18 protein-coding genes are annotated in these 25,953 nt (G+C 65.5%); 14 read left to right on the top strand and 4 right to left on the bottom strand.

From position 1 onward, the window contains the following. Positions 1-21 precede the first annotated feature (21 nt). The 4 genes from M1R55_RS20325 to M1R55_RS20310 all read right to left on the bottom strand — a co-directional run bounded on the left by M1R55_RS20325 (position 22) and on the right by M1R55_RS20310 (position 6,817). Positions 22-1,287 (bottom strand): ROK family protein, encoded by a 1,266-nt coding sequence (locus M1R55_RS20325; RefSeq protein ID WP_249395241.1) that lies wholly within the window; start codon positions 1,285-1,287, stop codon positions 22-24. 257 nt (positions 1,288-1,544) lie between these two features. Next, positions 1,545-1,991 carry a hypothetical protein gene (locus tag M1R55_RS20320; RefSeq protein ID WP_249395240.1) on the bottom strand — a complete coding sequence of 149 codons (447 nt, stop codon included), beginning with the start codon at positions 1,989-1,991 and terminating at the stop codon, positions 1,545-1,547. Positions 1,992-2,373: 382 nt separating this feature from the next. Continuing rightward, on the bottom strand, positions 2,374-4,272 hold the full coding sequence (locus M1R55_RS20315) for a glycoside hydrolase family 2 protein (RefSeq protein ID WP_249395239.1): 1,899 nt from the start codon (positions 4,270-4,272) through the stop codon (positions 2,374-2,376). Continuing rightward, the gene (locus M1R55_RS20310) at positions 4,265-6,817 is read right to left on the bottom strand and encodes an alpha-mannosidase (protein WP_249395238.1); all 2,553 of its coding nucleotides are present in this window, start codon (positions 6,815-6,817) and stop codon (positions 4,265-4,267) included. The genes M1R55_RS20315 and M1R55_RS20310 overlap by 8 nt, the downstream gene beginning before the upstream one ends. Positions 6,818-6,898: 81 nt before the next feature. Between M1R55_RS20310 and M1R55_RS20305 the strand changes: the two genes are divergently transcribed. From M1R55_RS20305 to M1R55_RS20240, 14 genes are all read left to right on the top strand, one after another. Next, on the top strand, positions 6,899-8,767 hold the full coding sequence (locus tag M1R55_RS20305) for a hypothetical protein (protein WP_249395237.1): 1,869 nt from the start codon (positions 6,899-6,901) through the stop codon (positions 8,765-8,767). Further along, positions 8,764-11,697 (top strand): glycoside hydrolase family 38 C-terminal domain-containing protein, encoded by a 2,934-nt coding sequence (locus M1R55_RS20300; protein WP_249395236.1) that lies wholly within the window; start codon positions 8,764-8,766, stop codon positions 11,695-11,697. The genes M1R55_RS20305 and M1R55_RS20300 overlap by 4 nt, the downstream gene beginning before the upstream one ends. Then, complete coding sequence (locus M1R55_RS20295; RefSeq protein ID WP_249395235.1) at positions 11,694-12,344, top strand: aspartate/glutamate racemase family protein; 651 nt, start codon at positions 11,694-11,696, stop codon at positions 12,342-12,344. Before M1R55_RS20300 ends, M1R55_RS20295 begins: the two co-directional genes overlap by 4 nt. Then, on the top strand, positions 12,341-13,264 hold the full coding sequence (locus tag M1R55_RS20290) for a class II fructose-bisphosphate aldolase (RefSeq protein ID WP_249395234.1): 924 nt from the start codon (positions 12,341-12,343) through the stop codon (positions 13,262-13,264). Before M1R55_RS20295 ends, M1R55_RS20290 begins: the two co-directional genes overlap by 4 nt. A 34-nt stretch (positions 13,265-13,298) precedes the next feature. Continuing rightward, positions 13,299-15,872, top strand: a complete 2,574-nt coding sequence (locus M1R55_RS20285; RefSeq protein ID WP_249395233.1) for a glycoside hydrolase family 2 protein — start codon at positions 13,299-13,301, stop codon at positions 15,870-15,872. Further along, a complete protein-coding gene (locus M1R55_RS20280) occupies positions 15,869-16,546 on the top strand; it encodes a DUF624 domain-containing protein (RefSeq protein ID WP_249395232.1) in 678 nt (225 codons plus the stop codon). Before M1R55_RS20285 ends, M1R55_RS20280 begins: the two co-directional genes overlap by 4 nt. Positions 16,547-16,642: 96 nt before the next feature. Then, entirely contained in the window at positions 16,643-18,454 is a 1,812-nt protein-coding gene (locus M1R55_RS20275) for an MBL fold metallo-hydrolase (RefSeq protein WP_249395231.1), read from the top strand. Continuing rightward, positions 18,444-19,877, top strand: coding sequence for a beta-N-acetylglucosaminidase domain-containing protein (locus M1R55_RS20270; protein WP_249395230.1), 1,434 nt, complete (start codon positions 18,444-18,446; stop codon positions 19,875-19,877). The genes M1R55_RS20275 and M1R55_RS20270 overlap by 11 nt, the downstream gene beginning before the upstream one ends. Beyond that, positions 19,874-21,196, top strand: a complete 1,323-nt coding sequence (locus M1R55_RS20265; protein WP_249395229.1) for an amylo-alpha-1,6-glucosidase — start codon at positions 19,874-19,876, stop codon at positions 21,194-21,196. Before M1R55_RS20270 ends, M1R55_RS20265 begins: the two co-directional genes overlap by 4 nt. After that, positions 21,193-21,924 carry a class II aldolase/adducin family protein gene (locus tag M1R55_RS20260; RefSeq protein WP_249395228.1) on the top strand — a complete coding sequence of 244 codons (732 nt, stop codon included), beginning with the start codon at positions 21,193-21,195 and terminating at the stop codon, positions 21,922-21,924. Before M1R55_RS20265 ends, M1R55_RS20260 begins: the two co-directional genes overlap by 4 nt. After that, a complete protein-coding gene (locus tag M1R55_RS20255) occupies positions 21,921-23,231 on the top strand; it encodes a four-carbon acid sugar kinase family protein (protein ID WP_249395227.1) in 1,311 nt (436 codons plus the stop codon). Before M1R55_RS20260 ends, M1R55_RS20255 begins: the two co-directional genes overlap by 4 nt. Continuing rightward, a complete protein-coding gene (locus tag M1R55_RS20250; protein WP_249395226.1) occupies positions 23,228-24,145 on the top strand; it encodes a PfkB family carbohydrate kinase in 918 nt (305 codons plus the stop codon). Before M1R55_RS20255 ends, M1R55_RS20250 begins: the two co-directional genes overlap by 4 nt. Further along, positions 24,142-24,822: a ThuA domain-containing protein gene (locus M1R55_RS20245; RefSeq protein ID WP_249395225.1), complete on the top strand. Its 681-nt coding sequence runs from the start codon at positions 24,142-24,144 to the stop codon at positions 24,820-24,822. The genes M1R55_RS20250 and M1R55_RS20245 overlap by 4 nt, the downstream gene beginning before the upstream one ends. Further along, positions 24,819-25,904 (top strand): Gfo/Idh/MocA family protein, encoded by a 1,086-nt coding sequence (locus M1R55_RS20240; protein WP_249395224.1) that lies wholly within the window; start codon positions 24,819-24,821, stop codon positions 25,902-25,904. The genes M1R55_RS20245 and M1R55_RS20240 overlap by 4 nt, the downstream gene beginning before the upstream one ends. Positions 25,905-25,953 lie beyond the last annotated feature (49 nt).

The raw sequence follows: 25,953 nt of genomic DNA, 5'->3' as shown, positions 1-25,953 counted from the left end.
TTCTGTATTTATACATTTAATCTATGTATTTATTTCTGTGTGTTTCTGGGACTGCACGGCAGCGGCGTTGACGGCGGCCTGTGCGGTCACCGCCGGGGTGGTCAGCGTGCCCTGCAGGTCGCGCAGAATGTTGTGGATGGCAATGGCCACTGCCCCCAACGCCACGGCATCCGTGCCCAGGCTGCTGGCAATAATCCGGATGTCTTTGGAGAGGTAGCCGAACGACCGCCCCTTGACCTTGACGGCCAGCGTATCGGTCAGTTCGGGCCAGGACCGCACCAATTGGCCGCCTAGCACGATCACGGCGGGGTCGTAGTGGTTGACCGCATTGACCAGTGCCGCCGACAGGTACAGATACACCCGTTCTTTGATGTTCTGGGCGACCAGATTGCCCTCCAGCGCCAGTTGATGCAGCTCTGCCGGATTCCGGGCGTTGAGGCCCAGGCGCCGCGCCTCCTGCATAATCGCCGGAACACTCACCAGCGTTTCCAGACAGCCCCGGTTCCCGCACTCGCACAGCGGACCGTCCACATGAATGGTGGTGTGGCCGATTTCGCCTGCCAGCTCGTGTGCGCCCCGGTACACGCGGTCACCCAGAATCAGGCCCGCACCCACCCCCGACCGCAGCGAGATGTACAGCAGGGTTTCCTCGTTCCGGCCCGCCCCGTACCAGCGTTCTCCAAAGGCGGCGGCTTTGGCGTCGTCGTCCAGCCAGCACGGCACGCCAAAATGTTCGCTGAGGCTGGCCGTCAGGGCTACATTGCGCCATCCGCCGAAGTTGGGAGGTTCGATCACGATGCCCGCCGTACTGTCCACGGGGCCGGGCACGCCGACGCCGATCCCCAGCAACGGCAACTGAACATCAATGATGTCCGCAATGACTTCACGTACCACAGCCAGGCCCTTTTCCACAGACGAGGAAGGCTGAAAAGGCCGTTCCAGGCGGGCCAGCGTCCGGCCCCCAAAATCAGAGCGAATGGCCTGTACCCCAGAGCGCGAGATTTCGACGCCGATGACCTGTCCCCGGTTCTGATTGAAGGTCAGCAGGGTGGGGCGGCGGCCAATGTTGCGCACGCTGGACGGCGTTTCGACCAGCAGGTTAAAGGCCTCCAGCTCATTGACCATGTGCGTGATCGAGGCGGCGGTCAGGCCTGTGGCGTCGGCCAGCTCGCTCCGGGAAATCGGCTGAAGTTTCTGAATGGCTTCGACCACCACGCTCAGATTGTCGGCCCGAACCTCAGGCAAATTCCGGCCCTGCCGAATGGTTCTCACTTTGCGCTGATTCATCCTGCTCCCCAATGTGGGCAAGGACTGTGTCCCGCCTTCTTTAGAATGCAAGTCTACTCTGCCGTGGGGGAACGGCGTTATGGCGCGGGAATTCAGTCCCGTGATTCAGAGCGAGGTCGCCTGCACCCACGGCGGCATCCAGCGGGCCCCTGCGCTCACATCAATTCGCGGGCCATATGGCGAATGCGGGGCAGGTCCAGAACTCGAGCCGTCAGGGGGTCCAGAGCAAACGAGCCCATCAGGGCCTGAACATCAGGCTACATGACCGCGTCTACCACCGCCTTTTGCAGGGCAATTCCGGTCAGATTCAGGCCAGCACAGACACCGGGCAAGCGGCCCATCTTTTCCGGATGAACTCCGCTTCTCTCCACACGGGCAGGCACTTCCACGCAGGCTTCTGGCCGCAGATTTCCGATCGAGCCGTCGTTGCGGACATTCACGTAAATTTCGGCGGGCGGCCCCCCGATGTGGGCGGCAATGATCGGCATGCCGAATTCCCCGGAAGGCTCCAGCTGGGTGCAGAGTCGGCTGCCTGCCTCTCTGGTCAGGTTTTCTTCTTGCCCAGCGAGGGCCTGCGTGGTACGTAAATAGTCCCAGCGCCGGGGAAGATGGGCCGGAGAAGACGCGGGAGAGGCCCAGAAGGAGGGCACATATTCTGAGGCGTGGTGGCTGTTTTCACTGGTGAAATACCCGAACGTTTCCATCCATTCCGCCCGGACGCGCTCCTGTCCGCCGCTGTAGGTGGCCGCGCCTTCCGTCCAGGGGCCGTGCCGCCCCAGGACGGCAAAAAGCGTTCGCGTAAGGTGTCTCGCAGTCGCCCCTGAAGATCCTGCCCACCGCTGCTGAGGTGTACAAACCAGGCCTGGTGGTTGATGCCCGCTGCCCGGTAGGTCAGGTGCTGGCCGTCTAGACCCAGCAAGTCCGAGATCACGTGCGCCGTGCCGGGAATGCTGTGATACAGCCCCACCACACGCAGGCCGAGGCGCTGCAGGTACAGGCAGTTCATCGTCATCGGGTTGGTGTAATTCAGGATCAGGGGGGTCAGGGGAAAGGTCATGCCGCCCGCGCCCGTGGTCACGATGCGGGTCATGGCTGCGTCCCCGTGACTGGCCCCTCAGGGCTGATCCGGTTCAGCCAGCGTTTGGAGTACCACAGCGGATTGGCGGCGTTCCGCCCCTCTCCCCGCACCGCCTCCGACAGCCGCGTCACATCCACTTTCGGGGTGCGGTTCATCTCCGTCAGCCCGTTGAGTTCCTGATAGGTGTCGGTGAGCTGGGTGTAGCAGTAGCCATGAATGCCCTTGCCCAGAATTGCCTGGTCGGCGGCGACCAACAATGCCTCGGCGCGCTCCATCAGGGCGGCCCCGTCGCGCACCACGCCGTAGCCCCAGCCTTCCTCGCCGTTCGGAACCCACGAGGTGCCGCCAAATTCGCTCAGTATCACGGGGCGCTCGCCGGGGGTCAGGCCGTTGAGTCCCTGCTCGCGGCCCCCCGGCCACAGCCGCCACAGGTTTTCCTCTATGGCGGGTTTGCTGCCGTACCGCGCCAGCAGCACGGCGGAATCCTGGGTGTAGTCGTGCACGGTAAACAGGTCGGTCACCAGTTGCTCCCAGCCGTCGCTGCCGCTGACCAAACGGGTGCTGTCCAGCGTGCGGGTCAGCGCGTAAAGCGCGTGCTGGGCCTGTTGCTGCGCCGCCTCGTTCGGAATATCGGGCAACCCCCACGACTCGTTCAACGGCACCCACACCACCACACTCGGATGGGAAGCGTACAGCCGCAGCACCTCCAGCCAGGTCTGGGTCAGCCGCTCGATGCTGAGCGGAGTGAAGGCGTAGGCACTGGGCAGATCCACCCACACCGCCAGGCCCAATCGGTCACACCAGTACAAAAAGCGCGGGTCTTCTATCTTCTGGTGCAGGCGCAGGCCATTGAAACCCATCTGGCGGGCCAGCAGCAGGTCGGCCTGGAAGCGTTCGTCGTCGCCCGTCAGGCCTGTGTCGGTCCAGTAGCCCTGATACAGCGCCATTCGCAGCGGAAAGGGAATGCTGTTGAGCAGAAAGCGGCGGCCCCGAGCGTCCACCGAGCGCAGGGCCGCATAGCCCGCCGCGCTGTCGGTATGTCGGCCCTCTTCGGTCAGGGTGAGCCGCGTGTCCAGCAGCTTGGGATGATCCGGTGTCCACAGCAATTCATTGCGGGCATCGTCCACGCCCGGATCAGGCAGGCGCAGCGACACCGTGACCCGCTGGCCGGTGATGAGGGTGTCGCTGTCGGCCAGCACGCGGTCGCCGTCCAGCAGTTCGATCCTCAGGCGGGTGCCAGGCCTAGGAGGGCGGGCCAGCGTGACCGACGCGGTGAGCTCAAAGCGGGCCAGATCGGGAGTCCAGCTCAGCGCCTCGATGTGCTGCCGGGGCACTTTTTCCAGCCACACACTGCGCCAGATGCCGCTGGTGGGGGGATACCAGATGGCGTGCGGCTCGGAGCGCCAGTCCTGTTTGCCACGCGGCAGGGCCAGATCCGAGTGATCGTCCACGGCCCGCACCATCACTTCAAAGGTGCTGTTGCGGGCGGCGCGGGTCGCGTTGACGGTAAACGGCGTGTAGCCCCCGGTATGGCTTCCAGCAAAAACGCCATCAATAAAGACTTCCGCCGCCCAGTCGACCGCGCCAAAGTGCAGCAGCAACCGTTCATGCAGGCCGGGCACTTCGTCGGCACTCAGATGAACCACTGTGCGGTACCAGAGCGTAGTTTCTGTGAGACCTATCCCCGCCGTCCGCCCGCTGGCTGGAGCCTGGGGCGCGTAAGGAACGCGAATCCGGTCTGCAAATTGCACGTCGTCCGTGTCCTCTGCCGGATCAACAGCGAAGTCCCACCAGCCGTCCAGCGAGCGCCAGGCCCGGCGCAGATGCGGGCGGGGATGGGTCTCAAGCGAGGTGTCCTGTTCTTGCGTCTCAGTCAGTACAGAGTCAGGCAGCACGGAGTCAGTCATGGGCCTCTTCCAGAAAATTGACGGTCTGCGCCCCGCCAGCAGGCGTGATTCGCAGCCCCAGTATCTGCTGTGGCCGCAACTGCACGGGGATCTGCTGAACCTGCCCGTTTCTCTGAACGTGCAGCGTGCCCGCGCTGGTCTGACCTCCCCACTCGTGCAGCCGCACGATGAGGTCGGGACTGTCCCCGCCGCCAGGACTGTCTTCGGCCTGCTTGACCGCGCTGACGCTGACGGTGGGCAGGCCTTCCAGATGCAGGGCGCTGTGGGTTCCCGCCCACGTTCCGGCGTGCACATATTCGCGGGTCAGCACGGCAGGCTCGTTCAGTTGCTCGGCCAGCACGGGCACGCGGGCGGCCTGCCAGTTGCCCCCATGCGGCACCAGGGTCCAGCGGCTGTGCTGAAGGCCCTGATCGGTGTGGGTGTAGGCCACGCCGGGGGCCAGTACGGCGGGGTCGTGGTGGGCATAGACCGGGCTGCGGGCCAGGGTCAGCCGCAATTCCCCGCCCAGAATGCTGGCCGAATATTTGCTGTCGTTCAGCAACGCCAGACCCGCAGGCCGCTGCACACCGCGTGCGTCGCGGGTCAGTCCGGTCACGTCCATCCAGGCCTGAGTGGGTTCTTCCTCGCCGTCGGCGGGGCGCACCATAAAGCCGTAGGGCGCGGCGTAGGTGGCGGTCACGTCGCTGAGGGCGGCAGGAAAGACCAGTTGCGCGGCGTGTTGGGTTTCGTGCCAGTCGAGGTGCAGCTGGCCGCCAATTTCTGGTGAATGGGCATACAGCGTGAAGTCCTGTACGGCCACCGACTGCCCGTAGCGGGTGGTGGCCCGCACCGTGGCCCGCACTGGTCCCTGCTCCAGCACCTCCAGCGTGGCCCCGCCAAATACGCCGACCATCTGGCGAAAAGCCCGGACGCCGTGGCCCCAGGTATCGGTTTCGTCGCGCACCACCTGAAGCTGCGCCCCGGTTCCGGCCAGCAGATCCAGCCCGCTGGCCTTGTCGATCAAGCGCCGCAGCCCGCCCGTCTGAGGTTCGAAGTGCAGCGCCCAGAAGGCATTTTCCAGCCGCTCGGTGGTGGCCGTCAGCAGGGGAGGGGAGGCTGCTTCAGGTGGGGTCGGCTCATCCAGCACGCGGTACAGGCGGTAGCCGAGGGCAGGCAGCTGTGCCCGGAACACGAAGCGGGGCCGTCCAGCCCCGTTCACACTTTCGGGGCGCAGGCGCTGGGTGGGCACATCCTGTCCGGTGTCGTCGATCAGGCGCAGGTGTTCGGTGTGCCAGTCGTTCAGTTCCAGTTCGACGGCCTCGTCGCGTGCCGTGCCCGATGGATTGAAGACCAGCACAGGCACGCCGTCGCCGTAGTCGGTGACCCAGGTGGCCCCAGTCCAGTTCAGGCTGCGAATCACCTCGTCCGGTTCCTGCCCACTGCGGCGGGTGTCCACCTGATCGGCCACTGCCTGCGTGGCGGCAAAGGTGACCCGGCTGGCAATGCTCAGCACTTCGCCCAACTGGTGAAAGGCGTCCTGAAAGGCACTTTCGAGAGAACTGCCTGCCAGAATGTCGTGAAACTGGTTGAACAGCAGCCCCTCCCAGGCCTGAGTGAGCGGCCCATGCGGATAGAGGTAGCCTGCCGGGGCTGCGAGCACCGCCAGTTTTTCGGCCCGCAACAGGGCGTGTTCGGCCCGGCGGTTCAGCCGTTTCATGTCGCTGACGGCGGCGTAACAGCCCCGCGCATGGTGCTGAAGCTCACCCCGGTAGACCGGCACCTGTGCGGCAACCTGCTCGCCCCGCATCTGCTCAAAAAAGCCGCTGAGCGAGTTCATCTTCAGGGTGGGCCAATCGGGATGCTGGGCCAGTTCGCGGATGTTGGCGATGGCGCGTTTGGTCGGGCCGCCTCCGTGGTTGCCCACCCCAAACAGTCCCAGCCAGTGCGTGAGGTGTTCTGGTCGCCACGCCAGATTGCGCTCCAGACTGGTGTGAATCTGGTTCGGGCTGCTGTTGTAACACTCCACACGGGCGCTCAGAATCTGGGTGCCGTCCACGCCCTCCCACTGAAACAGGTTGGAGGGCAGGTCGAGTTCATTGGCCCCCGGACGCATAAACACAAAGGCGTCCAGGCCAGACTGAACGAGGAGCTGCGGCAGCGTGCCCGGATGGCCGAAGGAATCGGGCAAAAAGCCGATGCGGGCGCGGCGACCCAGCAGCCGCTGGAAGGTGCGCTGCCCCAGGAGGGCCTGACGGGCGATGGCCTCTCCGTGAGCCAGATTCACGTCTGGCTCGACCCACCACCCACCCACCGGTTCCCACTGGCCACGTTGAACGGCCTCACGAATTTCGGCCAGCAACTTCGGATGCTGCTGCATCCAGCTGTACTGGGCCGCGCTGGAATGGACGAACACCATATCCGGGTTTTCCTGCAGCCGGTCGAGGGCGCTGCGGAAGGTGGCCTTGACCGTTTCGTGCCCTTCTCGCCAGTCCCAGAGCCAGACGGGGTCGATGTGGGCGTGTCCAATGAGGTGAAAGGTCAGGGCTTTGCTGCGGGGATTGTTCATCGCTTCTCCAGACGTGCAGGGTTATTTAAATATTTTAAGGAATAGAGTAGTGTGGCACTGAAGACGACGCAAGAGGTGACCATGGACACGATTTCGGACATTGAACCGGGGCAGGTGGCCGCCGAACATCGGCCCCACGGCCTGCAGATTCAGACGCGGACTTACGCTCTGACACTCGACTACGCCCGGCCATTCGCGCTGCTCTCCGGTGCAGACGGCCATCCTTACGCCGATCTATTTCTGGCCCCCAGCCTCAACACCACAGGTGGTCTGGACCGCACAGCCCGCCTGAATCCGCCCACGCTGGAGCAGGAGCCGGACGCTCTGACCCTGCGCTTCCGGCTGGAAGGGGGCATCTGGGAGCACAAGGAATTGGTGCTGCGCTGCGACCCCCTGGGCATCGACAGCCATGTGGAAGTGAAGGGCGAGGGCCACCTGACGGACGCGGTGCTGTTTGGCGGCCAGTACAGCGGCCATCTGCGCTGGGGCAGCGGCTTTTTTAGCAGCGGAGCCCACTTTGCACAGGTCTTTAATCCCGAGCCGTATGGCCGGGAGCGCCGCCTGCTGCCTGCCAGCGAGTCCAGCGCCATCGACGTGATGGGGACGAGTCTGCCGGGCAAGGGACACTGGTTTTTCACGCCTGCTCCGCTGGTGTATGCCTTCCGGCTCGGGGAAGGAGGGGCTGGTCCCAACCTCGGCGCAGATCAGGGCGGCGCGCCGGAAGTGGATGCAGTGGGGCAGGCGGCAGAGCAGGCCAGCACTCAGCCCACGCCCCAGCCCAATACTGCGGCAGGCTGGCTCAGCGCCTCTGTGGTTGCCCCCGTCGAGGCGCTGAATTTCACCTCTTTTCAGTACGACGCCACGGAAGGGGCCTTTGCTTTCCGACTGGTCTACGAGGGACAGACTCCCGTGAACGGAGCCTTCAGGACCCCGACCCTACGGCTGACCTTTGCCTCAGATCCTTACGAGGCCATTGCCCAGAACAGCGCCCGCCACGCCGAATTGGGGTATAGGCAGCCTCAGACGGGCGACCAGCCGGACTGGTGGTCAAGCCCGATTCAGTGCGGTTGGGGATCGCAGTGTTACCTGAGCCGCGTGCAGGGTGGCCGCGCCCCCGACCACTGCACGCAGGCCAACTACGACGGCTTTCTGGAGGTGCTGACGGCCCAGCGGCTCTTGCCCGGAATTCTGGTGCTGGACGACAAATGGAGCGCGACCTACGGCACCAGCGAGGTAGACACGCAGAAGTGGCCCGACCTGCCCGGCTGGATTGCCCGTGCCCATGAGCGCGGTCAGCGGGTGCTGCTGTGGTGGAAAGCGTGGGATCCGGAAGGCCTTCCACCAGAGGCCTGCGTGCTCAATGATCTGGGCGAGCCCGTGGCCGCCGACCCCACCAGCCCCATGTACGAACACTTGTTGCGCCAGTCGATTCGCCGAATACTGCTGGAGTACGGCGCAGACGGCTTCAAGGTGGATTTCAGCGCCCGCACGCCCAGCGGCCCCGGCCTGAAACGGCACGGCGAGGCCTGGGGGATTCACCTGCTGCACCGCCTGCTGTGGATCCTGCGCGATGAGGCCAAACGCTGCAAGCCCGACGCCCTGATCATGACCCACACGCCTCATCCGGTCTTTGGCAACGTCAGCGACATGATTCGCCTGAACGACGTGAACACGGGGGCAGATGTGAATGAACAGATGATTCACCGCGCCCGCGTGGCCCGCGCCGCCCTGCCGCACCACCTCATCGACACCGACAACTGGCCGATGCCCAGCCTGGAGGCGTGGCGCAGCTATACGCGCCTGCAACCGCAATTGGGCATTCCCAGCCTGTACTTCGCCACCCACATCGACGGCGACGGCCAGGCACTGACCGAGCAGGATTATGACCTGATCCGCAATACCTGGGCGCACTGGACGACCATCAGGAACGGGCTGAGGAGCCGAGCATGAGCACCCTGACCCAGGCCCGCCGCCTGACAGTGCATATGTACCACCACACCCACTGGGACCGCGAATGGTGGTCGACCCGCGAACGCTTCCGCTTCCGGCTGGTGCATACCGTGGACGCCATTCTGGACGCCCTGGCCGCCGACCCGGAGCTGGCCTGCTTTGTGCTGGACGGCCAGACGCTGGTGCTCAAGGATTATTTGCAGGTGCGCCCGTTTCGCCGGGAAGAACTGATAGGGCAGATCCGTGCGGGGCGGCTGTTCGTGGGCCCGTGGCACGTCCTGCCCGACGAGTTTCTGGTCAGCGGAGAAGCCACCATTCGCAACCTGTGGCTGGGTGAGCGCACGGCCCGGTCACTGGGCGTCGAGGTCAGCCGCGCCGGGTATCTGCCCGACCAGTTTGGGCACATTGCCCAGATGCCGCAACTGTTGGCCGGGTTCGAAATAGACAGCGCCATCGTCTGGCGCGGCTTTGGTGGCCCGCCGCTGGGAGGAGAAGCGGGCGAGGCCGAGGTGGGCCGGGATTCGTATCTGTACCCCCGCGCCCGCGACAGCCGCTTTCCTGCCGAAATGCAGAACGAATTCTGGTGGGAGGCGCTGGACGGCACACGCATCCTGGGCGTGTTTTTGCCGCTGGAGTACTACCGCAGCCATTACAAGGTGCGCCCCGAAGACCCCGCCCTGACCGAAGACCAGACCATTGGTCGTGCCCGCCGCACCAGCCAGTATCTGGCGAGTTACGCGGCCACCGACGTGCTGCTGGAACCGATGGGGGGCGACCACCTGCCCGTCGATCCCCGGCTGCCGGGCCTGCTTCAGCAGATCAACGGGGCGCTGGCGGGTGAGGGCGTGACTTATCAGATCAGTTCGCTGGACGCCTTTGTAGAGGAGGTGCGGCGGCAGCAAGGCCGCGTAGGGGTGGTCTGGCAGGGCGAGGGCCGTGCCTTTGGGCGTAAGGCACATCTGCTGCCCGGTGTGCTGAGTGCCCGGCTGTACCTCAAGCAGCAGAATGCTCAGGTTCAGACGGCTCTGGAACGCTACGCCGAACCGCTTCAGGCGCTGCACTGGTTGCTGGGCGAACGTTATGAACACGATTACCTCTGGACGGCCTGGGAACGCCTGATCGAGAACCACCCGCACGACAGCATCTGCGGCTGTTCTATCGATCAGGTGCACCGCGAGATGGTGACCCGCTTTGATGAGGCCCAGCAGATGGCCGACCTGCTGGCCGAAGACGCGCACGCCTCGCTGGCGGCGCAGATCGACACGTCGTTTGCCGCTGGAGCCGCGGCCCTGAGTGTCTTTAATCCGCTGAACTGGCCCCGTACCGACGAGGCCCGCGTGCAGATGAACGGCTTTCTGGAAATCACGCCGGAGACGTGGGCACTGGTGGATCATCAGGGACAGGAACACCCGTTTCAGGCCCGGACGCTGTACAGCGCCGTGGAGAAAGCTGAGCCGTTTGCGTGGCTGGGCACGGCTCCGACCCGCCCCCACGACGCCAACGAATTTACCGAAATCAGTTTCCTGGCCCCGGATGTGCCCGGTCTGGGCTACCGGACGTTTGCGCTGCGCCGCCGCGAGGTGCCCCTGTCTTCCCACCGGATTCGCCCTTATCAGGTGCTGGGTAACGTGGCCCTCGACAAGGGTGCGGCGGCGGTCAGCGACCTGATGGTCGGCCCCGGCAAGCTGGAAAACGCCTTTTTGCGGGTCACGGTGAACCCCGACAACGGTAGTCTCGAGCTGCTCGATAAAACCACTGGCCTCAGCTACAGCGGCCTCAACAGTTTTGATGATGGCGGCGACAACGGCGACACCTACAACTACGCCTGGCCTCTGGGCGATCAGGTGTTCTCTACACGGGGCGTGCAGCCCCGCCTGAGTTGGGTGGAGGTCGGGCCGGTGCGGGCCACGTTGCGAATCACCTGGGTCTGGTCGTTGCCCGCTGCCCTGACTGGAGACCGCCAGAGCCGCAGCCCCGAGCATGTGCCCTTCATCCTGCACAGCGACGTGACCCTGCTGGCGGGCGTGCGGCGGGTCGATCTTCGCACCCATTTTGAAAACACGGCGCGGGATCACCGCCTGCGTGCCCGGTTTCCGCTGGGCGCACCCGTCACGGTTTCCAGTGCCGAAACCCAGTTCGGCGTGGTCGACCGCCCGGTGACCCTGCCCGACGACCAGCGCGGCAGCAGTGAACCCGCCGTACACGAGCACCCACAGATGACGTTCGTCAGCCTGACCGATGGACAGCGCGGCCTGACCCTGCTCAACCGGGGCCTGCCGGAGTTCAGTGCCAGTGAGGACGGAACCCTGTCGCTGACGGTGTTGCGTGCTGTGGGCTGGCTCTCGCGCGAGGATTTTTTGACCAGAGTCGGCGGCGCAGGCCCCACCACTGCCACACCCGAAGCCCAGATGCTGGGGCCAGTGGTGGCCGATTACAGCCTGTTTCCCCATGTTGGATCGTGGGCCGAAGCGGGAGCCTGGCGTGCGGCCCACGATTTCAATGCGCCGCTGCACACCGCGCCCCATACCTCTCAGGTGGTGCCGATCCGCAACCGACACCGCGCCCCGCTGCCCAGTTTGCCGCCCAGCGGTCAACTGATCGACGTGCAGGGGAGCGTGCTGGTCACGGCCATCAAGCGTGCCGAAGACCGGGAGGCCCTGATCGTGCGCTTCGTCAATCTGACCTCCGGGCCGCAGCCTGTCAGCGTGCGGTTGGGCACGGCGCAGCTGGGGGTTGCCCTGACGGGGGCCGAACAGGTCAATCTGCGCGAAAACAGCGTGAACCCGCTGGAAGTCGTGGACGGAACAGTGGCCCTCACGGCCCGCCCCTGGGAAATCGTGACGGTGGCCTTGCAGATGCGGCCCAAGCCCGTTGAGCCTCTGCCCCGAGACGATTCAGCGCTAAAAGATTCAGAAGGTGGTCCAAAATGAAAACGCTGGCCCTGATTCACACCACCCCCGTCACGGTGGCCGCCATGAAAGCGCTGGCCGCGCAGACCGACCCTCAGGTCCGCCTGATCAATCTGCTGGACGACAGCCTGCTGCCCGATGTGATGGCTGCCGGGCACCTCACCCCAGCGGTCACTGATCGCCTCAAAACCTACGCCGAGGCCGCCGTGAACGCGGGAGCCGACGCTGTGATGTGCTGCTGCTCGTCGGTGGGCGAGGCGGTAGAGGCCGTGGGCGCGGATCTGGCTGTTCCGTTCCTACGGATCGATGGGCCAATGGCCGAGGAAGCGGTGTCCTTGGGCGAGCGCGTCGGCGTGATCGCCACTGTGGCGACCACCCTCGAACCCACCGCCCGCCTGATCGAACGGGCTGCCGAGCGTGCCACGCGCCCGGTACAGGTGGAGCGGGTGCTGGTGGCCGGAGCCTACGACGCCCTGATGGCAGGCGAGCCGGAGCGGCACGATGAACTGGTCACAGAGGCCCTGGCTGGCCTGACGCAGCGTGCCGACGTGGTGGTGTTGGCTCAGGCCAGCATGGCCCGATTGATTCCGGCCTTGGGCGAACTGTCTGTCCCGGTTCTCAGCAGCCCCGGCAGTGGGCTGGCCCGCGCTCTGGAGAGCCTGAGATGACACTCCTGCCGCACGCGCTGACCCTGAATGAACTCCTGCCCGCTGCCCAGCAAGACGGCTACGCGGTGGCCGCCTTCAGTGCCCGCTACCGCGCCTGCGTGCGGCCCGTGCTGCAAGCCGCCGTGGACCTCCGCAGCCCGGTGATCATTGAGATCAGCCAGCGCGAACTGGGCTGGTTTGGGCTGAGTCCCCGCGATTTTCGGGACGCCGTAGAACAGGCGGCGCACGATCTGGGTTCCACCGTGCCGCTGTGCCTGCACCTCGATCACAGCTGGGAAGATCAGGTCATCCGGGCCGCCATTGAGGCGGGATTTACCAGCGTCATGATTGATGCCAGTGCCCAGCCCTTTGAAGACAATATTCGGCAGACCCGCGACACCGTGGAGTACGCCCATGCACGCGGCGTGAGCGTGGAAGCCGAACTGGGCAAATTGACCACCACCGACCAGATGGAAACAGAAGGCGACGAAGCCCTGTACACCGTGCCGGAAGAGGCGCTGGAGTTTGTGGAACGTACCGGATGCGACGTGCTGGCGGTGTCCATCGGCACAGCGCACGGCGTGTATCCGGTGGCAAATCCCAGGATCGACTTTGACCGTCTGGCCGCCATTCGCCGCCTGCTGCCCAAAACACCCCTCGTGCTGCATGGGGGCAGCGGCCTGCCTGCCGAAACCGTGCACCGCGCCGTAGAACTGCCGGGCGGCGGCATCAGCAAGATGAATATCGCCACTGACCTTGAACAGGCGTTGCTGGCGGCCATGGGTGGGATAGGCCGCCTGACCAGTGCCGAACTCGACGCGCAGGATCCGGCCCTGCGGACTCTGGGACTGAACGCCGTGTATGCCGAAGCCTGCGACAAGATCCAGAACTTTGTGCGCTCGGCGGGCCGGGCAGATTCGGCGGCTTCCCCAGCCTCCTGATTCGGTGACAATGCCCATTCCAGACCCAGTTCACATGGCCCCGCCAGAGGCCGACCCCGTCCAGCATGACCTGTCCTCTCAAGACCTGGGCGGCGAGTGGCAACTGGCCCCGTCGATCAGCGAGGCGTGGCGTTTTCTGGGCCTCCACACGGCGCGGGCGCATCCGGTGGGCGCATTTGCGCGGCCCCGGTGGATTCCGGCGCGTGTGCCCGGCAGTGTGCACGCCGACCTGATCCGGGCCGGAGCCATAGACGACCCCAACTTCGGCCTCGCCAGTCTGGCAGCCGAGTGGGTCAGTGCGCGGCAGTGGGTCTACCGCCGCACCTTCCGCCTGGGCCTGAAGCCCTCGCTGCGCCTGCACCTGTGTTTCGAGGGAGCCGATCATGGGGGCGAGGTGTACCTGAACGGCGAGTGGTTGGGGTCGCTGGCGGGCACGCATACGCCCGTGCGCCTCGACGTCAGCGGCCTCGATCCAGACCGCGAGCATCTGCTGGTGGTCATTTTGGCGGAGCCGCCTGCCGCGGCCGGTCAACTGGGCCGCACCAGTCAGACGCAGACGCTCAAGCCACGCTCCGGCTACTGGTGGGATTTCGGGGCGCGGCTGGTGCATGTGGGCCTGTGGCGCGGCGTGAGCCTGCAGGCCGATGCGGGCACGGCGCTGCTGGAGGTGTGGCCCCGCGTGACGCTGGCTCCAGACCTGAACTCAGCCCAGATCGAGGTTCTGGCCGAACTGGAGGGCAACTCGGCAGTTCCAGTGACCTTCGAGCTGATTCACCCGGATGGGCGCACCGAAATGCAGGCGGGCTTGCAGGTAAAAGGAGGACGTCTGGCCTCCTTTTACCTGCCTGACCCCCGACTGTGGTGGCCTGCCCAACTGGGGGCGCAACCGCTCTACACCCTGCGGGCCAGCGTTCCCGGCGGCACGCGCCGGCAGCGGCGCTTCGGGGTGCGGCAGGTCGCCCTGATTCACAATGCCGCGTCCAGTGCGCGGGGAGCGCGTCCCTACACGCTGGAAGTCAATGGTCAGCCGCTCTATCTGCGGGGCTTCAATCTGGCCCCCACCGACCTGATTCCGGGCCGTGATGGGATGGATGACCGCGAACGCGTTCTGGTCGCTTACGCTCTGGCCGCGCACGCCAACCTGCTGCGGGTCAACGGTGTCGGGCCGGTGGCTTCCCGCGCCCTGCTGAACGCCTGCGATGAAGGCGGCCTGCTGATCTGGCAGGAGATGCCCCTGACCTCCAGCGGCACCGACAATGTTCCGCCGCACAACCCCACCTTTCTGGCCCACCTGGAGCGCGATCTGCCCGCATTGGTGCGCCATCTGCGCCCTCATCCGTGTGTGGCGCTGTTGGGCGGCGGCAACGAACTGACCGACGAACGGCGCGTTCCCGTCACCGGGACAGAACCGACCTTGCAGCGCATGGCCCAGATCGTTGACCTGCACGACAGCACCCGCCCCTGGCTGCCCAGTTCGCCCAGTGGTCCGGAATACGACCTGTCGGCAGAGGTGGCCGCGAACCGCCCACACGACCTGCACGATGTGCATGGGCCGTGGCACTACCGGGGCACCGACAGCTACGCGCTGCACACCGTGAACCGCGCTCTGGCGCACACGGAATTCGGCTGTCAGGCAGCCCCGCGTGAGGCGACCCTGCAGCGTTACCTAACGGCTGGCCCCCTCTGGCCAATGGATGACCGCAATCCGCAGGTGGTTCATCACGGCGAGTGGTGGCTGATGCACCACCGCATCGAAGAGGTGTTTGGTCCGGTGGACGACCTGAGCCTGTACGTGCAGCTGACCCAGGCGGTGCAGGGTGACGTGCTGCGTCACGCCCTGCTGCGCAACCGGGCACGCCGGGATGAATGCAGCATCTCGCTGGTCTGGCAGCTGAATGAACCGTGGCCCAATGCCCACAACACCAGCGTGATCGACTACGACCTCAAACCCAAATTGTCCTACTACCGCTGCCGGGAAGCCAACGCGCCCCTCGCCCTCGATCTGGGGCTGGCGGCTCCGGTGGCCGACCAACAGCTGATTTTGCGGCCACAGGTGCTGGCAGATGCGGCGGGGACTGGTCAGTTGACCCTGACTTTGCATACCGTATCGGGAATGTCCCTGTATCAACATACTGGCCCGATCATGTGGCCCGCCGCGGCCCACGGTTCCGGTGCGCTTCAGACTCTGACCCTGCCCGATCAACCCGCGCTGCTGCGGGCCGAACTGTATGACGGAACCGGAACCCGCCTGCTGGCCCGCGCCGAACATTGGGTGGCGCGGGCCCAACCGCAGCCGTTTGCCGAGCTGGCCCAGTTGCCGCGCACCACTCTGACGGTGGGCCAGCGCGGGAAACAACTGACTGTGTACAACAGCGGCACCGTGGCCGCGCCCTGGGTCAGTCTGGAAGCACCTGCCGGGGCCACCGAACTGTTCAGCGACAACGGATTTGCCCTGCTGCCCGGAGAAACGCGGGAACTGCAAGTCTCTCTTGGGGCGGTGCAGGGAGCGGCGTGGAGCAGCGGACTCATTGCCCGGAGTGTGAATGCCGCCCCTGTTGAAATGCTCTGGGACGAACAGGTCTGGGCGGAAGGCGGGGGCCACACATGAGCCTGTTGCCGCGTGCATACCGGGAAGGTGGCCTGCTGACCTGGCGCTACCTGCTGCCGCTGGTGTGGCTGAACCTGATCTGGCTGGCCCTGTCGTGGACACTGGTGCTGGCTGGCCCGGCCACCCTGGCCAGCTACGCACTGATCGCCACCACCATGCGCGAAGACCGCGAACCCGACTTGCGCCTCTTTCCATCCCTCCTACGCCACAACCTGCTGCCGGGCCTGCTGTGGTGTCTCACGGTGGCTGTGTTCGCCTTCCTGATGTACAGCAATCTGGTGTTCTGGCGGCGGCTTCTGGGCAATTTTGGAGACGCCTTGGTCAGCCTGCTGGCGCTGTACCTATCGTGGCTGTTCGTGGCGCTGCAACCTTACCTCCTGGAAGCCCTGAGCGTGCAGCGCCTCTCTTACAGGCGGGCGTGGCAGGCCGCCTTGCTGGGGCTGGTCCGAACTCCAGTCTCGGCCCACCTGTATGTCTTGATTCCTCTGCTGGTCGTGCTGCTGGCCTTTTTCTTCCGAACGTTTGGGTTGGTGATCCTGGTCAGCATTGCCCTGACCTTTGCGGCGGTGCAGGTGCGGCCCATCACCGAGCAGCCCGAACCCGCCGAACCTGAACCCGCCGAACTTGCCGAATCCGAATCCAGCGACTCTGCTGGACAGCTTCCCCGCCCCTGAATCACTCTCCCAGGAGGTTGCGCGTATGGTCTTGATCCTCTGGTGTTCTGGTAGCAACGACGGTTCCGGCCCTCACCGGAGCCCGGAAGTATTCCCATGATTGAGGTTCTGCCGGGCATCTACCGCCATACCAGTTCGGCGCACGTGTACGCCGTGTCCGGTCAGTCCAGCCGAAATCAGTGCAGCGCGGTGCTGGTAAACATCGGTGACGGCAGCGTGCTGGACAATCTGCCGCCGCACATCCGGCAGGTGCGGGCCGTGCTGCTGACCCACCACCACCGCGATGTGGCTGCTGGGGCCGCCCGTGCAGTGCAGGCGGGCATTCCCGTGTACGCGCCGGAAGGGGAGGGGCCGGGGTTGCTGAACCCGCAGGAAGCCCTGGGCCAGGCCGATCTCCGCAACAATTACGACGGCCGACCCTCGGTGTGGACGGTGTCCGAAGGAGCGCAGACGCGGCCTCTGCGGGCCTACCAGACCTGCACTTTCGGGGCGCTGAGATTCACTGTGCGCCCCACGCCCGGCCCGACCCCCAGCGCGGTTTCTTTGTTGCTGGACAGACCGGGCGGGCTGCTGGCGTTTACCGGAAGCCTGCTCTACGCGCCGGGTCAGGTGGCGCGTCTGGCCTCAACCCAGTGGACCTATAACGGCGGCGAAGGCCTTGCCGGAACGGTTCTGTCATTGCTGGATCTGGCCGACCAACATCCCGCCCAGGTGCTGCCTGCCCACGGCGAGATCATGGAACCGGAAGCCTTGATGATCACCGCAGAAGCGTTGCGGCCTCTGTTGGCTTTGCGCCGCCACAACCCCCGGCTGTGGGCGCTGAGGGATCAGCCCTACGCCGAACTGCGCCCCTGGCTGCTGATGAACCGCACCAGCCTGTCCTGCGCCTACGTGCTGCGGGCCCAGAGCGGACGGGCGCTGATGATTGATTTCGGCTACGATTTTTGCTTCGGTCAGGCCAACAGCACGTCCCAGAATGCCCGCCGCCCTTGGCTGTATACCCTGCCCAGATTGCTAAGTCAGTACGGTGTCAGCGGCATTGACGCGGTCGTTCCCACCCACTACCACGATGACCATGTGGCCGGAATTCCGCTGCTCCGGGAAGTGTACGGAGTGCAGTTGTGGGCCCCGGAAAACATGGTGGAGGTGCTGGCTGTTCCAGAGCGCCACCGCCTGCCCTGCCTGTGGTTTGGAGGCATGGCCGCTGACCGGTCGCTCCCGCTGGGCCAGCCCTTTGCATGGGAAGAATTTCAGATCACGCCCTATGAGCTGCCCGGCCATGCGCGTTACGCCGCTGCACTGCTGGTCGAAACTGCCGGAGAGCGGGTGCTGTTTGGCGGCGACCAGTACAGCGGCGCGGACGGGTTGGACCTGAATTACACCTATCCCAACCTGTTCCGGGAGGGCGACTATGTGCAGAGCGCCGAGTTGTACGCCCGCCTGCGGCCCCAACTGATTCTCAGCGGGCACAATGCGCCGCTCGTTCCTCCCGAAGGCTACTTTGAGGCGCTGCTGGAGCGCGGGCAGCAGCTTCAGGCCCTTCACGCCAGCCTGCAACCGCACACGGCCCGCTTGCTGGTGCAGGCCGAACCCATCACGGTGGTCTGTGGCGATCCAGTCACGCTGACGCTTGAAAACCCCACCGGCGCTGCCTTTGAGGGCGAAGTGCTGCTCAGTGGCCGGGCCAACGACGCGCTCATCCACCGCCTGCCTGTGCAGTTGCCGCCCCGCAGTACGCAGAATCTGATCTTTACACCCCGCGGCCCGCCCGGCACGCGCCTGCACTTCGAGTTGCGTGGCCCGCCCGGTGATCCAAGCCAGTTCACCCACGTCACCATTGCTCCCGCCGCGCCGTCCCTGGCCTTCTCTGGCCCCTGTGCCCCTTCTGGAGATGAAGATGCTTCCTGAGTCCCTGCCTTCCGAGACGATACGGCCTGAACGACGTGGAGTTCTCGAAGCCTTTTATGGCCGCCCGTGGTCGTGGAGCGAGCGGCACGCCATGCTGGATTTTATGCAGCAGACGGGCTTCAATGCCTATCTGTACGCTCCCAAAAACGACCCCATTCACCGCAACCGCTGGCAGGAACCGTACACGTCCACCGAATGGGCGGCCTTCGGCCAACTGTCGGCCCACGCCCGCGCAGGCGGCACCGAGTTCATTTTTGGCCTGAGCGCGGTGGGTTTTAGGTACAGCGACCCCGCCCATCTGGCCCTGATGCAGTCCAAATTGCGGGCCGCCAAAGCTCAGGGCATTCGCTCGTTTGCCCTGCTGCTGGACGATCTGCCCAGCCGCTTCGAGAGCAGTGAAGACGCAGCGGCCTTCCCGGATCTGGCCCGCGCACAGGGCTGGCTCACCAATGAATTGTTGAAAGACGTTGAAGCGGGCGGCGAGTTGTATTTTTGCCCCACCGAATACCACGGCAGCGGCAATTCCGCGTACCTGTGGGCCCTCGGTTCGGTGCTGGATCTGCGGGTTCCCGTGCTATGGACGGGCCGCGAGGTGTGCAGCCCCACCATCTCTGCCGCCGACCTGCGCAACGTGACCGCTGCGCTGCGCCGGGCCCCGGTGATCTGGGATAACTTTCCAGTCAATGACCTGGACATGCAGATGGATCTGCATATTGCCCCGCTGACGGGCCGCACGCCTGAGCTGCTGGCCGCCACCGCAGGTTATTTTGCAGCAGCCGGGGCTCTGGCCGCCGCCAGTCAGGTGGCTATGCGGACCACGGCGGCCTATCTGCATGATCCGCACGTCTACGACCCGGCCGGGGCCTTCCGGGCCAGTGCCCAGGCCAGCACCTCCACGCCCCAGGAAGCCGCCGCCCTGACGTTTCTGGCCGATCTGGCCCGCCGCACACCGCTGATCGGCACAGAAGAACTGCACCACGCTCTCTGGCCCGCCATAGATGCGTTCTGGGCGGCGCGAGGTAGCCCCCCAGCTGTGGCAGGCCCGGACCTTTCCGGACGGCCTCCGCCGCAGCCCATCACGCCCGATGAAGCGCCCCTGCGTTCTCTGGCACAAGACATCGAACGCCACGCCGAAACGCTGGCCCGGTTCAGCGACCCAGCTTTGCGGGCCAACCTCGCCCCGTGGACTGCCAAACTTGCGGGCTGGGGCCGGGTGCTGAAGTCCGCGCTGGGCGCACTCGATCATCCCCACGATCTCCGTGCCCGCGAGTACGTCTTGGAGGAATTGCCTGTGGTCCGGGAGAACTTTCACTGGGTGGCAGGCGACACCTTCGATCTGTTTGCGCGGCGCTGTGTCTGGGCTGCCGAAGCCGAGGCCAGGGCCACCGCGCGGGCCGCCACCCCACCGGAGCCGGCGGGATGACTCTTCAGCCCACCGCTCTGGCCGACACCGCACGGGTGCAGGCCGAGCAGACCGTGCTGGGCAACGGCAGTCCTATTGGGCTGTTGGGGTCCAGCACCGCCTACAAACAGGTGTGGGCCCGCGACAGCATGATCTGTTCGCTGGGGCTGATGCTGTGCGGCGACCCCGAGGGACAGCAGATCGCCCGCCAGTCGATTCGTACCCTGGCTGCCTACCAGTCCCGCCTGGGCAATATTCCGCACAATGTGGGCTTTACCGGAATTCCCGACCCGGCCCTCTTCGCCCACGGCGGGGCACTGCACGTGGGAGAGCAGGCCCCCACGGTGGTCGTAGACAGCGCCCACGCGGGCTGCATCGACAACAGCCTGTGGTTTATCATCGGCAATTATTACGTGTACCAGACAGACGGCGACCGCGACCGCCTGCAGGCCCTGTGGCCGCACCTGCAACGCGCCTATTTGTGGCTGGAGTATCAGGACAGCAACGAGTGTGGGCTGCTGGAAGTGCATGAGGCGATGGACTGGGCCGACCTGTTTGCCAACCGCTACAACAGCCTGTGGCCCAATGCACTGTGGTTCGCTGCTCAGCGCTGCATGGCCGCCATCAGTGGGGCACTGGGAGGGGACGGCGCGTCTTATCTGGCCCGCGCCGAGGACATTCGCTTCAAGATCAATACGCTGCTGTGGGTCGGCCCCGAAGTTCAGCCTGACCTGACCTGGATTGAGCAGCACCGCAAAGAGTGGTTGTACCCGGTGCGCCTGACCCAGACGGTGTTGCAGGAACGTCCCTACTACCTGCCGTACATGGGCTTCCGCGAGTACAGCGACCGCTTCGACACCTTCGGGAATCTGGTGGCGGTGCTGTTTGGTCTGGCGAACGAGACTCAGACTGCCAGGATTCTGGATTACATCGACTCGGCGGGCATCAACGAGCCGTGGCCCGTCAAGGCCATCTATCCGCCTGTGCAACCCGGTGAACGCGACTGGCGCGAGTATTACCGCCTGCGGAATCTGAATCTGCCGCACCAGTACCACAACGGCGGTCTGTGGCCCTTTCTCGGCGGCTTCTATGTGGCCGCACTGGTCAAGGCGGGGCGTTTGGAACAGGCTGCCGCGCAACTCGGACGCCTCGCCCAGATGAACCGCCTGTCGCGCACGCCGGGTCTGGAATGGGATTTCAACGAATGGCATCACGGGGTTTCGGGCCGTCCCAGCGGATTCCGGGGTCAAAGCTGGTCGGCGGCTATGTTCATCTACGCCCACGCCTGCGTGCAGCGCGGAGCGTGTCCGGTGTTCAGCGCCGCTGGCGGTTGGACATGACCGGCGCCCTCCGCAGCCAGTTGGCTCAGGCGGCACGGGACCTGGCCGGGCGCGGCCTGACCACGTCTACGGGCGGCAACCTCAGCCACCGCCTCGGCCATGTACAGGCCAACTCGGTGCAAGTTCAGGGCTTTCTGGTCAGTGGCACCAACACCGCCTTTGCCCGGCAGCAGCCCCAGGACTTTGCCGAATGTGACCTGCACGGCGGCTTCCAGGCTGCCCACTCTCAAGCCCGGCCCTCCAAAGAGGCGGCCTTTCATGCAGCCATCTACCGCACCCGGCCAGAGGTCTGCGCCGTGCTGCACCTGCACGCCACCGATTCGCTGACCCTCTCGTGTCTGGCGGCTCCTACCGAAGGGGGCAACGTGTTGCCGGTGCATTCCAGCTACGCCGTGACGCGAGTGGGGCGGGTGCCGCTGCTGCCGTATCTGCCCCCTGGCGGCGCGGCGCTGGCCCAGGCCGTAGAGCGGAATTGCCGGGGCGTGCAGGCCTTATTGCTGCAGAATCACGGGGTTGTCAGCTATGGACGCAGCCTGGAGGAAGCGGGGGATATTCTGGAAGAACTGGAACAAAATGTCCGGGTGTGGCTGAGGTCGCAGGGGCAGGCCCGCGTGCTGGACGATGCCGAACTGCTGAATGCCAACGCCCGCGCCACGCACGGCGCAGTCATTGCGCCCGGTGAACAGCGTCCACGTCTGCTGGCGCACGTTCAGGGATGGACGCCATGAGGCCGCGCCTGGGGGTCGTGGCCGACGACATCACCGGATCGGGCGATATTGGCGGGCTGCTGGCCAAGCATGGGTACGCCGTCCGGATTCTTTCGGCAGAGGCCGACTGGGAGGGCCTGTGTGTTCAGCTGCCCCAAGCCCGGACCGACGTGCTGATCATCGACACCGACTCGCGCTTTCTGGCCCCCGAGGAGGCGCGGGCGCGGGTAGTGCGGGCCACCAGAGCGCTTCAGGCCGCCGGGTGCGCTGCATTCTGGAAAAAGACTTGCTCGGTGTTCCGGGGAAACGTGGGCGTAGAATTTGACGCCATGCTGGACACCCTGGGCCTGGCTTCCGGCGTGGTGATTGCGGCTTTCCCCAAAAATGGGCGCACCACCCTGCACGGCGACCACTTTGTGCGGGGCATATCCCTGCCCGACAGCGAGTTTGGAGCCGACCCCGTGCATCCACTCCGCGAGCGCAATTTGCGGCTCAGTCTGTCAGCGCAGACCCCGCACCGTACCGAGATTTTGCCCATCGAAACTGTGCGGGCCGGAGCCGAGGCCGTGCAGGCTGCCCGGACCGCGTTGGCCGGGGCAGGCGCACGCTATATCCTGCTGGACGCCGAAACGCAGGAGGATTTGCAGGTACTGGCCCAGGCGTTTGCCCATGAACCCGTGTTTCTGGGCTCCAGCGGACTGGCCGAGGAATTGCCCGCTGTGTGGCCCCCCGCCGAGCCTGTTGCGGTGCGGGCCGCTGCTCCGTGGAGTCACCCTGACCGCGTGATTCTGGTGGCCGGATCCGTGATGCCGCAGACCCGCGCCCAGATTGAGCAGTACGTTCTGGCAGGAGGCCATGTGCATGATTTGGATCTGGGACTGACGTTGCAGACGCCAGAACGGGCGGCTGAAGAACTGGCGGCCCGCGTCCTGCCAACGGTGGAGGTTCACAGCACGGCCCTGCTGCGTTCGCCCAACAGTCCCGATCAGGTGGCCGGGGCGCGGGCTCTGGGGGCCAGTCTCGGCCTCAGCGGCGTGGAGGTCAGCCAGCGGATTTCCAGCACGCTGGCTCAGGCAGCGGTGCAGGTGGCGCGTCAGTCCGGCACCGGAAAACTGATCGCACTGGGCGGCGACACCTCGGCAGCCCTGACGCGTGCCTGCGGGGTCACCCATACCGTGCTGGTCGAGGAATTGGCCCCCGGTTTGCCCAGCACCTACGCCCCCGCCGAACATCTGTTGCTGGTACTCAAAAGCGGTTCGTTCGGCCCGCCCGACTTTCTGCTGCGGGCCATCGCCTCGTTGCAGCGCAGCCCGTTGGACCGCCCATGACCCGCGTACTGTGTTTCGGTGGGGCGGTGATGGACTTTGTGCCCGCTGGCCCCGACGAGTGGCGGGTGCGGGCCGGAGGCAGTGCCTGGAATGTGGCGCGCGTTCTGGCCTCGTTGGGGCTGTCGGCGGCGTTCGTGGGCACCCTCAGTCACGATCCTTTCGGAGAACGCCTGACCCGGGAGGGAGAGGCAGGCGGGCTTGATCTGCACTTTGCGCCGCGCACCGAGGCCCCCACCGCGCTGTCTCTGCTTCACCGCACCGACCCGGCTCAGTACATGTTTTATGCCCAGCAAGCCGCCGATTCGCAGTTTGGCGGCCCCGCTGCGCCCCTATGGAGTCAGTCAGGGGATCAAGCCCCGGCCGTCGCTGCCTATTTTGGAGGCATCACCCTGGTCCGCGACCGTGCCCGCGCCGCCTTCCTGCCGCTGGCCCGTGAAGCGCGGGCACGCGGCCTGACGGTGGTCTATGACCCAAATTTCCGGTCTCAACTGGCGGGGGCCTACCGCGAATCCTTTCTGGACTATGTGCCGCTGGCACACCTGATCAAGGTGTCGGGTGACGATCTGACGGGCCTGATGCCGAAGCTGACGCCCGCAGAAGGCCTGCAACATCTGCGGGCGTTGAACCCGCAGGCCACCATTCTGCTCACCCTGGGCGAGGGAGGTGCGCGCCTGCTGACCCCGCAGGCCGACCTCGTTCATGCGGGCTACCGGGTGCCAGTGGCCGATACCGTGGGCGCGGGCGACGCCAGTATTGCCGCCCTGCTGTACGCCACCCTCCGCGCTCCCCCCCTGCCTCCGCCCCAGCAGCTTGCCTTTGCTCTGGCCTGCGCTGCCGCCGCCTGTACCCGCCCCGGCGCACATGCGCCCACCCTCGCCGATATCCACACGGTTCAAACAGGAGATTTACCATGACGGAAACCCCCATTGGAACATCCCCCGCCCGCGCCCTGATCCTGTCCGGCGGTTGGCCCGGCCACCAGCCCCATCAATTCGCTGCCCTGATTCGCGGGATGCTCGAAGAATCGGGTCTGGAGGTCACGGACGCCACGACCCTGGAAGCGCTCGAAGATGCCGACGCCCTGCGCGACTACGCCCTGATCGTGCCGAACTGGACCATGGACAAGCTGACTGGCGAGCAGAGCCGCAACCTCCGCGCCGCCGTGGAAACGGGCACAGGTCTGGGTGGATTTCACGGCGGCATGGGCGACGCCTTCCGCGAAGACACCGACTATCAATTTATGGTGGGCGGCCAGTTTGCCTCTCACCCCGGCAACATCCGGCGCTACCGCGTGGAGGTGACGGCCCTCGACCATCCAGTGACCCGTGGCCTGGGCGGATTTGAGATCGAGAGCGAGCAGTACTACATGCATGTGGACCCATCGAACACCGTGCTGGCGACCACCACGTTCGACGATCAGGTCTTGCCCTGGATTGCCGGAACCGTGATGCCGGTGGCCTGGACCCGTCCTTACGGGCAGGGCCGGGTGTTTTATTCGTCGGTGGGCCACGACCCCCGCGAGTTCGGGCATTCCACGGTGGCCGAACTGCACCGCCGGGGTCTGCTGTGGGCCGCCGGGAGGCTCGCATGACCCAGACTGGGATGACCCGCGTTGGGATCATCGGCGTGGGCGATATCAGCAGCATTTACCTGAAGAATGCCGCTGAATTGGTTCCCTTTGAAGTGGTGGCGGTGGCCGACCTGTCTGCCGAGCGGGCCCAGGCACGCGCCAGAGAGTTTGGCATCCCGAACGTGCTGACGCCCAGCCAACTGCTGGCCCATCCAGACGTGGATGTGGTTCTGAACCTTACCATTCCTGCCGCGCACGCCGAGGTGAGCCGGGCGGCGCTGGAAGCGGGCAAGCATGTGTACGGTGAAAAGCCGCTGGCGCTTGACCGGGAGGCGGGCCGCGCCCTGGTCGAACTGGCCAGGGCGCGGGGCCTGCGCCTGGGCAGCGCTCCCGACACCTTTCTGGGCGCGGGCCTGCAAACCTGCCGCCAGCTGATCGATGAGGGCGTGATTGGCCGCCCCCTGGCCGCAACCGCGTTCATGATGAGCCACGGCGTCGAAACCTGGCATCCCAACCCCGACTTTTTTTATCAACCCGGAGCAGGCCCGATGTTCGATATGGGACCGTATTACCTCACGGCACTCATCAGCCTGCTGGGGCCAATTCAGACCGTCACCGGTCAGGCGGTCAGCGGCTTTGAGGAACGCACCATCACCACGGCCAAGCGCCTGGGCGAACGCATTCCGGTGCGGACTCCCACCCACGTTACGGCCCTGCTGGGGTTCGGCTCGGGGGTAGCTGCCTCTCTGACCACCAGTTTCGACGTGTGGCACGCCCAGGTGCCGCGCATAGAAATCTACGGCAGTGAGGGCACCCTCAGCCTGCCCGATCCCAATACCTTTGGCGGCCCGGTTCGTATGCGGCTGGCGCAGGACAAGGAATGGCGCGACGTGCCTGTAGAGCGCCCCTACAGCCAGAACAGCCGGGGCCTGGGCCTCAGCGATCTGCTGGCCAGCGTGCGCGAGGGCCGCGCCCCACGGGCCAGCGGTCAACTGGCGCTGCACGTGCTGGACGCCATGCAGAGCACGCTGGAAAGTGCCGAGGCGGGCCGGACCCTGACCCTCAGCACCACCGCCGAACGGCCTGCACCCCTGACCCTCTGAGCCGGGGGCAAGCCTGCTGGCAGGCACAGGTTAAGACATTGGCACAGCA

This window comes from Deinococcus sp. QL22, assembly GCF_023370075.1.
Lineage (GTDB): Bacteria > Deinococcota > Deinococci > Deinococcales > Deinococcaceae > Deinococcus.
This window is presented reverse-complemented; position numbering and strand designations above follow the sequence as displayed.

Excerpts from the sequence above, each read along its gene's own strand:
- M1R55_RS20295 (WP_249395235.1), top strand. The coding sequence starts at position 11,694 with ATGAAAACGCTGGCCCTGATTCACACCACCCCCGTCACGGTGGCCGCC.
- M1R55_RS20285 (WP_249395233.1), top strand. The coding sequence starts at position 13,299 with ATGGCCCCGCCAGAGGCCGACCCCGTCCAGCATGACCTGTCCTCTCAA.
- M1R55_RS20260 (WP_249395228.1), top strand. The coding sequence starts at position 21,193 with ATGACCGGCGCCCTCCGCAGCCAGTTGGCTCAGGCGGCACGGGACCTG.
- M1R55_RS20240 (WP_249395224.1), top strand. The coding sequence starts at position 24,819 with ATGACCCAGACTGGGATGACCCGCGTTGGGATCATCGGCGTGGGCGAT.
- M1R55_RS20305 (WP_249395237.1), top strand. The coding sequence starts at position 6,899 with ATGGACACGATTTCGGACATTGAACCGGGGCAGGTGGCCGCCGAACAT.
- M1R55_RS20250 (WP_249395226.1), top strand. The coding sequence starts at position 23,228 with ATGACCCGCGTACTGTGTTTCGGTGGGGCGGTGATGGACTTTGTGCCC.
- M1R55_RS20280 (WP_249395232.1), top strand. The coding sequence starts at position 15,869 with ATGAGCCTGTTGCCGCGTGCATACCGGGAAGGTGGCCTGCTGACCTGG.
- M1R55_RS20270 (WP_249395230.1), top strand. The coding sequence starts at position 18,444 with ATGCTTCCTGAGTCCCTGCCTTCCGAGACGATACGGCCTGAACGACGT.
- M1R55_RS20245 (WP_249395225.1), top strand. The coding sequence starts at position 24,142 with ATGACGGAAACCCCCATTGGAACATCCCCCGCCCGCGCCCTGATCCTG.
- M1R55_RS20310 (WP_249395238.1), bottom strand. The coding sequence starts at position 6,817 with ATGAACAATCCCCGCAGCAAAGCCCTGACCTTTCACCTCATTGGACAC.
- M1R55_RS20255 (WP_249395227.1), top strand. The coding sequence starts at position 21,921 with ATGAGGCCGCGCCTGGGGGTCGTGGCCGACGACATCACCGGATCGGGC.
- M1R55_RS20290 (WP_249395234.1), top strand. The coding sequence starts at position 12,341 with ATGACACTCCTGCCGCACGCGCTGACCCTGAATGAACTCCTGCCCGCT.
- M1R55_RS20265 (WP_249395229.1), top strand. The coding sequence starts at position 19,874 with ATGACTCTTCAGCCCACCGCTCTGGCCGACACCGCACGGGTGCAGGCC.
- M1R55_RS20320 (WP_249395240.1), bottom strand. The coding sequence starts at position 1,991 with ATGGAAACGTTCGGGTATTTCACCAGTGAAAACAGCCACCACGCCTCA.
- M1R55_RS20325 (WP_249395241.1), bottom strand. The coding sequence starts at position 1,287 with ATGAATCAGCGCAAAGTGAGAACCATTCGGCAGGGCCGGAATTTGCCT.
- M1R55_RS20315 (WP_249395239.1), bottom strand. The coding sequence starts at position 4,272 with ATGACTGACTCCGTGCTGCCTGACTCTGTACTGACTGAGACGCAAGAA.
- M1R55_RS20275 (WP_249395231.1), top strand. The coding sequence starts at position 16,643 with ATGATTGAGGTTCTGCCGGGCATCTACCGCCATACCAGTTCGGCGCAC.
- M1R55_RS20300 (WP_249395236.1), top strand. The coding sequence starts at position 8,764 with ATGAGCACCCTGACCCAGGCCCGCCGCCTGACAGTGCATATGTACCAC.